Raw genomic sequence first — 13,427 nt, 5'->3', positions numbered from 1 at the left:
GAACCGATAGGCACAGCTTCGTCCCGGACAGCAACCCGAGCAACGCTGCCTCCTTCACCCGGTGCTGAAAAAAATTCAGCCCTCGACTTGTGCCTTGGGCTTACAGGAAGGTAAAAGCCTTGGTATCGCTTCGAATCCTTCAGGAAATGGTCATGAGCCTGGACATCCTCAGAAAATCGCCTCAGATCCCTTCCCTGAAAGCAATTCAGGCCTTCGAGCAAGTCGCTCGCTTCGCCAACGTTGCACGGGCCGCAGAGCAGTTGAACCTCACGCCCTCTGCGGTGAGCCACCAGATCGCTAACCTGGAAGCCTTGATCGGTCGTCCATTGTTCATTCGCGAGGCGCGCGGTGTTGCATTGACCCCGGCCGGAGAGCAGTACCTGCGCGAGGTATCAGGCATATTGCAAAGCCTGGCTACGGCCACCGAACGCGCCGGCAACTCGGTGGGCTTCGATTGCTTGCGGCTTCATTCCGCGCCCAGCTTCGGCCTGCTCTGGTTGCTGCCGCGCCTGGACCATTTTCGTAACAGTCATCCGCAGATCCAGATCAACCTGTCGTGCTCCTACGAGTCGCTGCACTTCGGCCGCCATCAGATCGATCTGGATATCCGTCATGGCTACCCCAACTGGCCCAGCCTGGAAGTGCGTACCATCCGGCATGAACGTGCAACTGTGCTGGCCTCGCCACAGCTTCTCGAGCGTACGCCTATCAAGCAGCCGGGCGATCTGCTGGGGCAGAACCTGATCCTGTCGGAAGCCGCATTGGTGCAATGGCCCCAATGGTTCGCACAGCAAGGCGTGGCGTTGCCACAAACCCCCTACGCCCTGAGCTTCGATCGCTCCTACATGAGCCTGGAGGCCGCCAGCCATGGGTATGGGTTGGCCTTGGAGAGTTCCCTGCTGGCGCAGGACTATATCGCCCGGGGCGAGTTGGTACCGGTATTTGCGGAAGACTTGGCGACGCCCGTCAGTGCCCACCACCTGGTATTTCCGCGAGGCCATGCTGAAGCTCCCAGGGTTCGCCAGTTCCTTGAATGGGTGCAGGGCCAGCTCGGTCATGACTTCAATTACTGAGAGCAGTTTGCACAACAGATCAACTGCGCTAGGGGCCGGCTATCGAGTCAGCAGAAGGCTGGATAGCACCAGAACTCAACGGTAATAAGCAACAAGGGAAAAGCCCTACAACGCTATCGGAAGTTTCGCTGCCCGGTTCGGGTTGTACATCTTCAGGGTGTCGCTACCATCAGGGCTCGGCGCTTTCATGGAGTTTCCAGTGACTACTTCCGGCAATACAAGAAGGCGAGGTTGGTAGCGTGAATCAGCCCTTGGGTTCGCTCAGTAGCTTTGTGCGCTCGGCCTTGCTGATTCTATTGTGTCTATTGGGCGTATTCCCTCTGGATGTGATCCTGCCGTCATTCCCGGCGCTCGCAGGCGAGTTTCACGTCGAGCCACAGCAGATAGCTTACTCGGTGAGCTTCTTTGCGTTTGGTGTCGCCTTGGCGCAAATCGTGATCGGGCCATTGTCGGATGGCATGGGGCGCAAGCGGTTGTTGCTCGCTGGGTTGGGAGTGTCCATTGCAGGGGCAATGGGTTGTGTACTTTCAACCCGCTATGAGACGTTCATGGCGTTCCGTTTGCTGCAGGCCTTGGGTTGCGGGAGTTTCGTGCTGGGCCAGGCGCTCGTGCAGGATCTGTACAGTGGTAGGCAGCGCAATGCCATGCGTATCCTGCTGACCAGCGCAAGTGGGCTGTTCATCTCGTTGTCACCGGTCGCAGGCGCTTTTCTCCAACAATCCTTTGGCTGGAAGGGCAGCTTTACGGTATTCGCTTTCATCGCCGTGATCGTTTCATGCCTGTCATATGCATTGCTGCAGGATACGCCTGCATCGCGAGGCCGTACTTCGGGCATGCGCAGCTATTGGGTCATGCTGCGTGATACGACCTATCTTGCGCACTCCCTGCTGGCCAGCCTGGCGTTTGCCTGCCATTTTTCCTTCATCGTTGTCGCGCCATTGGCGTTGTTGGACAGCCTGGGGCTGACGCCATATCAATTCTCGGTGGTATTTATCGCCTATGGGCTTGAGTATATCGCTGGCGGAGCAACCGCGACCTACTTGAACAATCGCGTAACCCCGCAGTTTCAGATCAAGACGGGATTCCTGCTGATTGCTGCCGGGGGCATCACACTGGTGATCTGGGAACAGGTAGCGGGATTGACGGTGGCGGGGCTGCTGCTGCCGATGATCATTTGCACGACCGGGACAACGCTGGTGCGTCCGGCTGCAACGACCCAGGCCTTGGCGCGTTACCCGCAGCAGGCCGGTGCGGCAGCGTCGCTGAATACGACATTGTTGTTCGCAGGTGGTGGTTTGGCCGGCAGTCTTGTTGCTGGCGTCGAAAGCGAGCTGCCGGTGAGCCTGGGGCTTCTGTTCCTGGGTGTCAGTTTGTGCGGATGGCTACTGCTTGCCCGCCTGACGGAAACGCTGACCAGCACTCGAACTTGATAACAAACGAGCCATCCGCGGTGAAAACGATAACGGTGTCGCGCAGGTGTTGATCAGGCCCAGAAACCAAGCAGCACCAACGCCGCCACGCCAAGCCCGACCGCAACTGAACAGCCGCCCAACGACAGCGCCGCCCGACCTTGCCGGTACCAACCATCCTGGCCCAGTTGCCGTGCCGGTGCCAACAGGCTGCGCCAGTGCATTTCCGTGTCATGAAACGCCTGCAAGTTCGCCATGTCCGCATCCAGCCAACGGCGAAAATCGATCCGCTCGCACGCCGTCACCTGTGGGCTCTGCAAGCGCACATACCATTGCCCGGCAACACTCGCCAGCACATCCCGGCGCGAGCGACCGGCCTGCAGTGCCTGGTCCATGTGCCGCTCGATGCTCGCCAATGGCAGGTCGAGGCGGGCGGCGATGCTGGCGAAGTCCAGTTGGTCGAGGCGGTTGAGCAGGAATACTTGTTGGACACGCCGTGGCAGGCGTTTCAGGGCGTGCAGCAGGGCGTCGTCGGCATGATATTCGGCAGCAGAGGTTGGGTGTTCAAGGGGCAGCAGCAGACGGCTCATGGACAGCTCCTTGCTCTATGGAGGGGGGAGGGATGGGGGCACCTTCCGTGATGTGTGATCAGCGTAGGTGAAACGAGATTGATTCTCAAGTGCTGATTCCGCAAAGTTTTGTAATGAGCGTTCACGCCCTGAAACACCTTTGCTATCATGCGCGCCATCACGATCTTCATTAGCCTGAAGAGCCAAAAAAAAGACCCAGCAAAAAGCTGGGTCAAAAACCGTGATTAGCCTGATGAGGAGATAATCTGAGAGCGACCTAAGCTCCAGGTTATCCAGCAGATCTCGCGATCAGCTGAGTGCAATAATAATCGTTATCATTTGCCAGTCAAATGAATTTTCGGTAATCCGGTAAAAAAGTTTTACCGGTGCGCTTCCTTGTCCCGGCAATCGGGGCCTTCGCCGTTACCCGGCCATCACGTTCTCTCCCTTCTTTCTTGCTTACAAACCCGATTCCACGGTGCGTTTGTGCTCGAGCAGTGCGCGCGCCATGTCCATCATGTGCATCAGGGCAAAGGTCAGTTCGCGCTGGCTACCGTGCTGGTGGGTGGCGGTTTCCTGCGCGGTGGCGGCGGCGCAGCGCAGCAGGGCGATGGCGTGTTCCTGGGCCTGGTCGGTGGTTACGCCCTCGTGCAGGGTCCAGATCCTGTTCTCCAGGGTGGGGCGCGGCGGGTTGGGGTTGAGGTAGTAGTCGAGGGCGCGGCGGGCGGCTTCGCTGTCGAGATCTGTTTCGTCGTTTTTCGGTGGTTTCATCCTGATACCTGCTAACACCAGTAGGGAAAGGGTTCAGGTCGATACTAATACCTAAAGTATTTTTGTGCTTTCCGATAAATAATACTGAATGTTTATTGAGCGCTAGAAGGCAGTCCGTATCGTGCCAGCGATGAATATGGATAAATGGATTGCCCTCGTCCGTGACCGGATGGAGGAGCTAGGGCTCACTCAAGAGCAGCTTGCCGAGCGCGTTGGCGTGTCTCAAGGCAGCGTGGGGCATTGGGTGAACAAGCGGCGGCAGCCGAAGATCGAGTCGATGAACCGCACGTTCGTCGAGATTGGCATGCCCCATTACAACGTCAGCCTACAGTTGCGCATTGTTGGTCAGGTTGGCGAGGAGCGCGGCATTTACGAGGTCGATGACTCCGATGATGACCTGGACCTCATGCAATACATCGTGTGCTTCCGCTACCCGGTGCTGGGCTGGGATGAGCTAGGTATCGCAGAGGGGGAGGAGCCAGGTGTGTTCGAGCAGACGGACTACCTGGCCCAGGGCAAGGCGTTCTGGCTGACTGTCGAGAATGATGCGATGAGTGCCGCCAGTGGCCGCAGTGTGCCGCAGGGCATGCGGATGTTGGTGGACCCTGGGCTAGATGCCGAGCCAGGGCGTCTGGTTATCGCTCGTCAGCCGGGCAAACCGGCGATTTTCCGTGAGTTGGCAGAGGAAGGTGGGCAACGGTACCTGAAGGCACTCAACAGCAACTACCCGGCGCTGTTGTGTGAGGAAGGCTGCGAGTTTCTGGGGGTGGTAGTGCGAGTGCATGGCTCCTTCTAGATTGCCGGGGCTGCTGCGCAGCCCTTTCGCGACACAAGGCCGCTCCTACAGGGATGGCGCAAGTCTTGGAGCCGCAGTATCCGCTCATGGAAAACTGGATCGCATTTCTCAAGCGCTACAAGCGTGAACACAACCTCAGCCAGCTCAAGCTGGCCGAACGCCTGGGGATGACACAGGGCGGCGTAGGGCATTGGTTGCGCGGTACACGACGGCCGACACTGGAGACCATCAACGAAAAGCTCGAGAAGCTTGGGTTGGTGTCTCTTGAGGCCCAAGTCATGGTGGTCGAGCGTGGCATTGCGTCTGAAGCCTCAGGGTGTAGTGCGAGCTATCGTTTCCCCGTGCTGAGCTGGGCCGATTTGCAGGGGCCTTTGCCTGAGGCGAGCAAATCCCATGAGCAGACAGACTATATGCCCGCCGGCAATGCCTTCTGGCTGGTGGTGGAAAACGACTCGATGAATGCCGCCAGTGGCAGGAGCGTGCCTGAGGGTATGCGTGTGCTGGTGGATACTGGCCTGCCGGCAGAGCCAGGCCGGTTGGTGATTGCGCGGCAGCCCTGGCGGCCAGCAGTGTTGCGGCAGTTGGTCGAGGAGGGCGGAGACAGGATGCTCAAACCGCTGAATACCCGCTATCCGACAGTCCTGTGTGAAGACGGCTGCGAATTTCTGGGTGTGGTCGTGCGGGGGCACGGGGTCTTTTGATCGGGGTTGGCGGGTGCAAGGCATGGGTGTTGCGGCGCCCTGTCGATCGAGCGCCGCCCGCGTGGCGCTTCGCGGGTATTCGCCTTGACACATTCTGCGCCTGTGAGATCGAGCGCCGCCCGCGCGGCGCTTCGCGGGGCAAGCCCGCTCCCACATTTGTTGCAACGTGGCCATGCCTGTGGGAGAGGCGTTGCCAGCCTTGGTGCAAGGCTTGAGACAAGTGGAGCGGCAGTAGTGCCAACCCAGAACTACAGCCATGCCACCAAGGCTGACAACCATGGCCTGTCAGGTTCGGCACGTTGCAACAAATGTGGGAGCGGGCTTGCCCCGCGAAGCGCCGCGCGGGCGGCGCTCGATCTCACAGGCGCAAAAAAGCCCAAGCCAAGCGCCCCAAACTCACTCCGCCAGTTCGACCAGCACCGTCCCTTCGCTGACCATATCCCCTTCCTGGCAGAACAACGCCTTCACAGTGCCGCCATGCGGCGCGCGAATGCTGTGCTCCATCTTCATGGCCTCCAGCACTACCAGCGCCGTACCTGCTTCCACCACCTGCCCAGGCTCCACCAGCACCCGCACGATGCTGCCGTTCATGGGCGCGCCCAGGCCGCCTTGGTGGCTGTGGCTGGCCTCGGCCTCGGCGATCGGGTCGAAGGCTTCGATGGCATGCATCTCGCCGTCCCAGTGCAAGTACAGCGTGCCACCGCGGCGGATCGCCAGATGCTGGCGACGCACGCCAGCCTGGTCATGTACCAACTGCTCGCCCAGCAACTGCCAGGTAGACGCAGCGCTGCGCTCCAAGGCAACTGCCTGGTCCTGCCCGCCACTCACCAGATGCAGGCTGCTGCGCGCCGGCAAGCCAAGGCGCAGGCCGTTGCGCTCGGCCCATGGCGAACTGTGGTCGTCCTCCCGCTGATGTGCGGCCTGACCCTGCAGCCAGGCCTCGGCCGCTGCTTCCCAGAAGCCTGCCGGCAGCGCTTGCGGCGCGGGCAGCAAAACTTCCTGGTGACGCGGAATGAAGCCGGTATCCAGTTCCGCTGCAGCAAACGCCGGGTGGGCGAGAATGCGCCGCAGGAAGGCGATGTTGGTCTTCAACCCGCCAATGGCAAACTCGTCGAGCATGGCCAGCAAGCGCAGGCGCGCCTGCTCGCGGTCTTCGCCCCAGGCGATCAGCTTGCCCAGCATCGGGTCGTAGAACGGCGACACTACATCACCTTCGCTGACCCCGCTGTCCACCCGTCGCCCTTCGCCGGCTGCCGACTCGCGGTACAGCGCCAGCTTGCCGGTCGCGGGCAGGAATTCGTTGGCCGGGTCCTCGGCATACAGGCGCACTTCGATGGCATGGCCGATCAGCGGCACCTGTTCCTGAGTGATCGGCAGGGCCTCGCCGCAGGCCACGCGAATCTGCCAGGCCACCAGGTCGAGCCCGGTAATGGCCTCGGTGACCGGGTGCTCCACCTGCAGGCGGGTGTTCATCTCCATGAAGAAGAACTCGCCACGGGCATCGAGCAGGAACTCCACGGTGCCGGCACCCACGTAGCCGATGGCCTGGGCCGCGCGTACCGCCGCTTCACCCATGGCCCGGCGCAATTCGGCTGACAGGCCTGGCGCAGGGGCTTCTTCCACCACCTTCTGGTGACGGCGCTGGATCGAGCAGTCACGCTCGTTGAGGTACAGGCAGTTGCCGTGCTGGTCGGCGAATACCTGGATTTCTACGTGGCGTGGCTTGAGCACGTACTTTTCCACCAGCATGCGCGCATCGCCGAACGACGACTGCGCCTCACGCTGGGCCGAGGCCAGGGCGTCGGCCAGCTGGCTTTCTTCCTCGACCACTTTCATGCCCTTGCCACCGCCGCCGGCGCTGGCCTTGAGCAGCACCGGGTAGCCGATGCGTTCGGCTGCGGCGCGGAAGGTGTCCAGGTCCTGGGCTTCGCCGTGGTAGCCCGGCACCAGTGGCACGCCAGCGGCTTCCATCAGTGCCTTGGCCGCCGACTTGCTGCCCATGGCGTCGATGGCGCTGGCCGGTGGGCCGAGGAAGATCAACCCGGCCTCTTCGATGGCACGGGCGAAGCCTGCGTTCTCGGACAGGAAGCCATAGCCCGGGTGGATGGCCTGGGCGCCGCTGGCCTTGGCGGCGGCCAGCAGCTTGTCGACCAGCAGGTAGCTTTCGGCAGCCTTGGTGCCGCCGAGGTCGACGCGGATATCGGCTTCGCGGCTGTGCCGGGCATCACGGTCGGTGGCACTGTGCACGGCCACGGTGGTCAGGCCCATGGCCTTGGCGGTGCGCATCACCCGGCAGGCGATTTCGCCGCGGTTGGCGACCAGCAGGGTGGTCAAAGCGGGGCGGCTCATGGGCGCGGCTCCTTCTTGTCGTCGGTTTGCCAGGCGGGGCGGCGTTTTTCCAGGAAGGCGCGCAGGCCCTCCTGGCCTTCGGCGCTGACGCGGATGCGGGCGATGGTGTTTTCGCAGTAGCGGCGCAGGGCCGGGCTGAGTTCACCGTCGTCCACTTCACGCAGCAGGTCCTTGGTGGCGCGCAGCGCTTGCGGGCTGTTCTGCAGCAGGTTGCTCACCCAGGCTTCGACCTGGGCGTCCAGTTCGCTGGCCGGGTAGACCTCGGCCAGCAGGCCCAGCTCGCGGGCCCGCACGCCGCTGAAACGCTCGGCGGTGAGGGCATAGCGGCGCGCGGCACGCTCGCCGATGGCCTTGACCACGAACGGGCTGATCACTGCCGGGGCCAGGCCGATGCGCACTTCCGACAGGCACAGCTGGGCGTCTTCGGTACCGATGGCCATGTCGCAGCAACTGATCAGGCCCAGCGCGCCGCCAAAGGCCGCGCCTTGCACCACGGCCAGGGTCGGCGCCTTGAGGCGGTGCAGGGCGTACATCAGCTCGCCCAGCTCGCGGGCATCATCCAGGTTGGTGTTGAAGTCCAGCTGCGCCGACTGCTGCATCCAGGCCAGATCGGCGCCGGCGCTGAAGTGCCGGCCGCGGCCGCGCAGCAGCACGAAGCGCAGGCTGGCGTCCTCGGCCAACTGGTCGAGGGCGACGATCAGCTCGCGGATCATCAAGGCGTTGAAGGCGTTGTTCTTGTCCTCGCGGCTCAGCCAAAGGGTGGCGAAGCCGCGCGGGTCGCGGATCACTTCGAGGGTGCTGAAATCGCTCATGGGTCACATCCGGAAAATGCCGAAGCGGCTCTGTTCGATCGGTGCGTTCAGCGCGGCGGACAACGCCAGGCCGAGCACGTCGCGGGTCTGTGCCGGGTCGATGACACCGTCGTCCCACAGGCGGGCGCTGGAGTAGTAGGGGTGGCCCTGGTGCTCGTACTGGTCAAGGATCGGCTGCTTGAGCCGGGCTTCGTCTTCGGCGCTGAACGGGTGGCCACTGCGCTCGCTCTGTTCGCGCTTGACCTGGGCCAGCACGCCGGCGGCCTGTTCGGCCCCCATCACGCCGATCCGCGCATTGGGCCACATCCACAGGAAGCGCGGGTCGTAGGCACGGCCGCACATGCCGTAGTTGCCGGCGCCAAAGCTGCCGCCAATGATCACCGTGAACTTCGGCACCTGGGCGCAGGCCACGGCAGTGACCAGCTTGGCGCCGTGCTTGGCGATGCCGCCTTCTTCGTACTTCTTGCCGACCATGAAGCCGGTGATGTTCTGCAGGAACAGCAGCGGAATGCCGCGCTGGCAGGCCAGTTCGATGAAGTGCGCGCCTTTTTGCGCCGCTTCGGCGAACAGGATGCCGTTGTTGGCGAGGATCGCCACCGGGTAGCCGTGCAGGTGGGCGAAGCCGCACACCAGGGTGGTACCGAACAGCGCCTTGAACTCGTCGAACACCGAGCCATCGACCAGGCGCGCGATAACCTCGCGCACGTCGAACGGTTGCTTGGCATCGGCCGGCACCACGCCATACAGCTCATCGGCGGCGTACAGCGGTGCCACCGGGGCCAGGCGCTGCAGCTTGCCCAGCTTGCGCCAGTTGAGGTTGGCCACGCTGCGTCGGGCCAGGGCCAGGGCGTGTTCGTCGTTGTCGGCATAGTGGTCGGCCACGCCGCTGGTGCGGCAGTGCACATCGGCGCCGCCGAGGTCTTCGGCGCTCACCACTTCACCGGTGGCCGCCTTCACCAGTGGCGGGCCGGCGAGGAAGATGGTCGCCTGCTGGCGCACCATGATCGCTTCGTCGGCCATCGCGGGCACGTAGGCACCGCCGGCGGTGCACGAACCCATCACCACGGCGATCTGCGGAATGCCCAGTGCGCTCATGTTGGCCTGGTTGAAGAAGATCCGCCCAAAGTGCTCACGGTCGGGGAACACTTCGTCCTGGCGTGGCAGGTTGGCGCCGCCGGAGTCCACCAGGTAGATGCACGGCAGGCGGTTCTGCAGGGCGATGGTCTGCGCACGCAGGTGCTTCTTCACCGTCAGCGGGTAGTAGGAACCGCCTTTGACCGTGGCGTCATTGGCCACGATCATGCATTCCACGCCTTCGACGCGGCCGATGCCGGCGATCACGCCCGCAGCGGGCACGTCTTCGCCATACACCTCATGGGCAGCCAGTTGGCCGATTTCGAGGAACGGCGAGCCCGGGTCCAGCAGGCGGTCGATACGCTCGCGTGGCAGCAGCTTGCCACGTGAAGTGTGCCGCTCCTGAGCCTTGGGCCCACCGCCCTGGGCCACTTGGGCGAGCAGGCCGCGCAGGGCCTGGACCTGTTCGAGCATGGCCGCGCTGTTGCCGGCGAACTCCGCCGAACGCGGGTTGATCTGGGTGTGCAAGGTAGCCATGTGCGCCCGTCCCTTGTGCTCAGCGGGTTTCGTTGAACAGTTCGCGGCCGATCAGCATCCGGCGGATTTCGCTGGTGCCGGCACCGATCTCGTACAGCTTGGCGTCGCGCAGCAGGCGGCCTGCCGGGAATTCGTTGATATAGCCGTTGCCGCCGAGAATCTGGATCGCCTCCAGGGCCATTTGCGTGGCGCGCTCGGCGGTGTACAGGATCACCCCGGCGGCGTCCTTGCGGGTGGTCTCGCCACGGTCGCAGGCTTGGGCCACGGCATACAGGTAGGCGCGGCTGGCGTTGAGCTGGGTGTACATGTCGGCGATCTTGCCCTGGATCAGCTGGAACTCGCCGATGCTCTGGCCGAACTGCTTGCGGTCGTGAATGTAGGGCACTACCAGGTCCATGCAGCTTTGCATGATGCCGGTCGGGCCGCCGGACAGCACCACGCGCTCGTAGTCCAGGCCGCTCATCAGCACGCGCACGCCACCGTTGAGCTGGCCGAGGATGTTTTCTTCCGGCACTTCGACGCCGTCGAAGAACAGCTCGCAGGTGTTGGAGCCACGCATGCCCAGCTTGTCGAACTTGTTGCTGCGGCTGAAGCCTTTCCAGTCACGCTCGACGATGAACGCGGTGATGCCGTGCGCGCCCTTTTCCAGGTCGGTCTTGGCGTAGATCACGTAGGTGTTGGCGTCCGGGCCGTTGGTGATCCAGGTCTTGCTGCCGTTGAGCACGTAGTGGTCGCCGCGCTTTTCCGCGCGCAGCTTCATCGACACCACGTCGGAACCGGCGTTGGGCTCGCTCATGGCCAGGGCGCCGATGTGCTCGCCGCTGATCAGCTTGGGCAGGTACTTGAGCTTCTGCTCGTGGCTGCCGTTGCGGTTGATCTGGTTGACGCAGAGGTTGGAGTGGGCACCGTAGGACAGGGCCACCGAGGCCGAGCCACGGCTGATTTCTTCCATCGAAACCACGTGGGCCAGGTAGCCCAGGCCGGCACCGCCGTATTCTTCCGGCACGGTGATGCCCAGCAGGCCCATGTCGCCGAACTTGCGCCACATGTCGGCAGGGAACAGGTTGTCGTGGTCGATTTGCGCGGCGCGTGGGGCCAGTTCGGCGGCGACGAAGGTGCGCACCTGGTCGCGGAGCATGTCGATGGTTTCGCCCAGGGCGAAGTTCAGGGTGGGGTAATGCATGCTGGGGCACCTTGTTGTTCTTGAAATATGGGAAACACTCTGGCTCAAGGATCTGGCGCCGGACCCTGTGGGAGCGGGCTTGCCCGCGAATGCGTCAGCAGGACCACCGTCATTGCCTGAGTGATCGCATTCGCGGGCACGCCCGCTCCCACAGGGTTCGGCGTCATGCCTGAGGGGCGGTGTCGTTCATCACCTTTACGTTAACGTAAACCTGCATGCGCTCACTGTCAATCGACTCATCACCTTTACGTAAACGTAAATCTGCGCCAGAGTATTCCCGCTTGCTTCAGTCGTGCCCAGAACAACCACAAGAAGGGACACCCATGAGTCAACCAAGCTATACCCGCGGTCGCCAGGACCAAGCCTTGCTGACCCAGACCATCGGCCAGGCCTTCGACGCCACCGTGGCCCGTTGTGCCGACGGCGAGGCCCTGGTGTCGCGCCATCAGGGCCTGCGCTACAGCTGGCGGCAACTGGCCGAGCAGGTCGAGGTGCATGCTCGTGCCCTGATGGCCCTGGGCGTGAACACCGGCGATCGGGTCGGCATCTGGTCGCCCAACTGCGCCCAGTGGTGCATCCTGCAGCTGGCCAGCGCCAAGGTCGGTGCCATCCTGGTCAACATCAACCCGGCCTACCGCGTGGGCGAGCTGGAATACGTGCTGCGCCAGTCCGGTTGCCGCTGGCTGGTGTGTGCCGATGCCTTCAAGACGTCCGACTATCACGCCATGGTCCAGGAGCTGGCACCGGAGCTGGCCAGCGCCGTCCCCGGTGAAATGGCCAGTGAACGCCTGCCGGACCTGCGCGGTGTGGTCAGCCTGGCTGCCAAGCCGCCCGCTGGCTTCCTGCCTTGGCAAGCGCTGGCCGAACGGGCAGGGCATACCTCGACCGAGGCCTATGCGGCGCGCCAGCAAGGCCTGCAGTTCGACCAGCCGGTGAACATCCAGTACACCTCTGGCACCACAGGCGCTCCCAAGGGTGCCACGCTCAGCCACTACAACATCCTCAACAACGGCTTCATGGTCGGCGAAAGCCTGGGCCTGACCGCACGCGACCGCATGGTGATCCCGGTGCCGCTGTACCACTGCTTCGGCATGGTCATGGCCAACCTCGGCTGCATCACCCATGGCAGCACCATGATCTACCCCAACGACGCCTTCGACGCCGAGCTCACCCTGCGCGCCGTGGCCGAAGAGCGCGCCAGCATTCTCTATGGCGTGCCGACCATGTTCATCGCCATGCTCGACCACCCCGCGCGCGGGCAAATGGACCTGTCGACCTTGCGCAGCGGCATCATGGCCGGCGCTACCTGCCCGATCGAGGTGATGCGCCGGGTCATCGACCAGATGCACATGGCCGAAGTACAGATCGCCTACGGCATGACCGAAACCAGCCCGGTGTCACTGCAGACCGGCCCGGACGACGACCTGGAGCTACGCGTGACCACCGTCGGCCGCACCCAGCCGCAGCTGGAGAACAAGCTGGTGGACGCCGACGGCTGCATCGTCCCGCGCGGCGAGATCGGCGAGCTGTGCACCCGCGGCTACAGCGTGATGCTCGGCTACTGGGACAACCCCCAGGCCACGGCAGATGCCATCGACCCGGCCGGCTGGATGCATTCTGGCGACCTGGCGGTGATGGACGAGCACGGCTACGTGCGCATTGTCGGGCGCAACAAGGACATGATCATTCGCGGCGGCGAGAACATCTACCCGCGTGAACTGGAAGAGTTCTTCTACACCCACCCGGCGGTGGCCGATGCGCAGGTGATCGGCATCCCGTGCAACCGGTATGGCGAGGAGATCGTCGCCTGGATCAAGCTGCACCCGGGGCACAGTGCCACGGTCGAAGAGTTACAGGGCTGGTGCAAGGCGCGCATCGCACACTTCAAGGTGCCACGGCATATCCGGTTCGTTGACGAATACCCGATGACGGTGACGGGCAAGGTGCAGAAGTTCCGCATGCGGGAGATCAGTGTGGCGGAGATATCGGCTTTAACTGCTGGTTGATGTATTGATGCTGCCGGCCCTTTCGCGGGTAAACCCGCTCCTGCAGGTACAGCGCCGCGTTCGAAATCGGCGCGGTCCCTGTGGGAGATTGCCCAGTCCTTTGGGCTGCGCTTTCGCGCAGAGAACCAATATCGCTCGTCTGACGCG

The 13,427-nt window shown here is 63.1% G+C and carries 11 protein-coding genes; 5 read left to right on the top strand and 6 right to left on the bottom strand.

Annotated features, from left to right (window positions below; genetic code table 11):
• Positions 1-152 precede the first annotated feature (152 nt).
• Positions 153-1,073: a LysR substrate-binding domain-containing protein gene (locus tag ACK56M_RS19190; protein WP_054572477.1), complete on the top strand. Its 921-nt coding sequence runs from the start codon at positions 153-155 to the stop codon at positions 1,071-1,073.
• A 239-nt stretch (positions 1,074-1,312) separates the two neighbouring features.
• Positions 1,313-2,503 (top strand): MFS transporter, encoded by a 1,191-nt coding sequence (locus ACK56M_RS19185; protein WP_411958933.1) that lies wholly within the window; start codon positions 1,313-1,315, stop codon positions 2,501-2,503.
• Positions 2,504-2,556: 53 nt separating this feature from the next.
• Here ACK56M_RS19185 and ACK56M_RS19180 read toward each other — a convergent pair whose 3' ends face one another.
• Together ACK56M_RS19180 and ACK56M_RS19175 are read right to left on the bottom strand one after the other, a co-directional pair.
• Positions 2,557-3,072 carry a DUF4880 domain-containing protein gene (locus tag ACK56M_RS19180; RefSeq protein WP_411958932.1) on the bottom strand — a complete coding sequence of 172 codons (516 nt, stop codon included), beginning with the start codon at positions 3,070-3,072 and terminating at the stop codon, positions 2,557-2,559.
• Positions 3,073-3,510: 438 nt separating this feature from the next.
• Positions 3,511-3,822 (bottom strand): DUF6124 family protein, encoded by a 312-nt coding sequence (locus tag ACK56M_RS19175; protein ID WP_100412906.1) that lies wholly within the window; start codon positions 3,820-3,822, stop codon positions 3,511-3,513.
• Between the two features lie 130 nt (positions 3,823-3,952).
• Between ACK56M_RS19175 and ACK56M_RS19170 the strand changes: the two genes are divergently transcribed.
• Positions 3,953-4,618 carry a LexA family protein gene (locus ACK56M_RS19170; protein WP_100412905.1) on the top strand — a complete coding sequence of 222 codons (666 nt, stop codon included), beginning with the start codon at positions 3,953-3,955 and terminating at the stop codon, positions 4,616-4,618.
• Positions 4,619-4,704: 86 nt separating this feature from the next.
• Positions 4,705-5,319, top strand: coding sequence for a LexA family protein (locus ACK56M_RS19165; RefSeq protein ID WP_100412916.1), 615 nt, complete (start codon positions 4,705-4,707; stop codon positions 5,317-5,319).
• Between the two features lie 396 nt (positions 5,320-5,715).
• Here the strand turns inward: ACK56M_RS19165 and ACK56M_RS19160 are convergent, their stop codons facing one another.
• Genes ACK56M_RS19160 through ACK56M_RS19145 form a run of 4 tightly spaced genes read right to left on the bottom strand, consistent with a single transcriptional unit; the run spans position 5,716 to position 11,274 of the window.
• The gene (locus ACK56M_RS19160) at positions 5,716-7,668 is read right to left on the bottom strand and encodes an acetyl/propionyl/methylcrotonyl-CoA carboxylase subunit alpha (RefSeq protein WP_015271010.1); all 1,953 of its coding nucleotides are present in this window, start codon (positions 7,666-7,668) and stop codon (positions 5,716-5,718) included.
• Complete coding sequence (locus ACK56M_RS19155) at positions 7,665-8,480, bottom strand: gamma-carboxygeranoyl-CoA hydratase (protein WP_100412904.1); 816 nt, start codon at positions 8,478-8,480, stop codon at positions 7,665-7,667. The genes ACK56M_RS19160 and ACK56M_RS19155 overlap by 4 nt, the downstream gene beginning before the upstream one ends.
• A gap of 3 nt (positions 8,481-8,483) precedes the next feature.
• The gene (locus ACK56M_RS19150) at positions 8,484-10,091 is read right to left on the bottom strand and encodes a carboxyl transferase domain-containing protein (RefSeq protein ID WP_411958931.1); all 1,608 of its coding nucleotides are present in this window, start codon (positions 10,089-10,091) and stop codon (positions 8,484-8,486) included.
• Positions 10,092-10,110: 19 nt separating this feature from the next.
• A complete protein-coding gene (locus tag ACK56M_RS19145) occupies positions 10,111-11,274 on the bottom strand; it encodes an isovaleryl-CoA dehydrogenase (protein WP_013973339.1) in 1,164 nt (387 codons plus the stop codon).
• Positions 11,275-11,597: 323 nt separating this feature from the next.
• On the opposite strand from ACK56M_RS19145, the gene ACK56M_RS19140 reads away from it, so the two are divergent.
• Positions 11,598-13,280, top strand: a complete 1,683-nt coding sequence (locus ACK56M_RS19140; RefSeq protein ID WP_191472310.1) for an AMP-binding protein — start codon at positions 11,598-11,600, stop codon at positions 13,278-13,280.
• Positions 13,281-13,427 lie beyond the last annotated feature (147 nt).

Source organism: Pseudomonas sp. s4 (assembly GCF_046764235.1).
Taxonomy (GTDB): domain Bacteria; phylum Pseudomonadota; class Gammaproteobacteria; order Pseudomonadales; family Pseudomonadaceae; genus Aquipseudomonas; species Aquipseudomonas asiatica.
The sequence above is the reverse complement of the archived record's forward strand: the minus strand, read 5'-3'. Positions and strand labels throughout refer to the sequence as shown.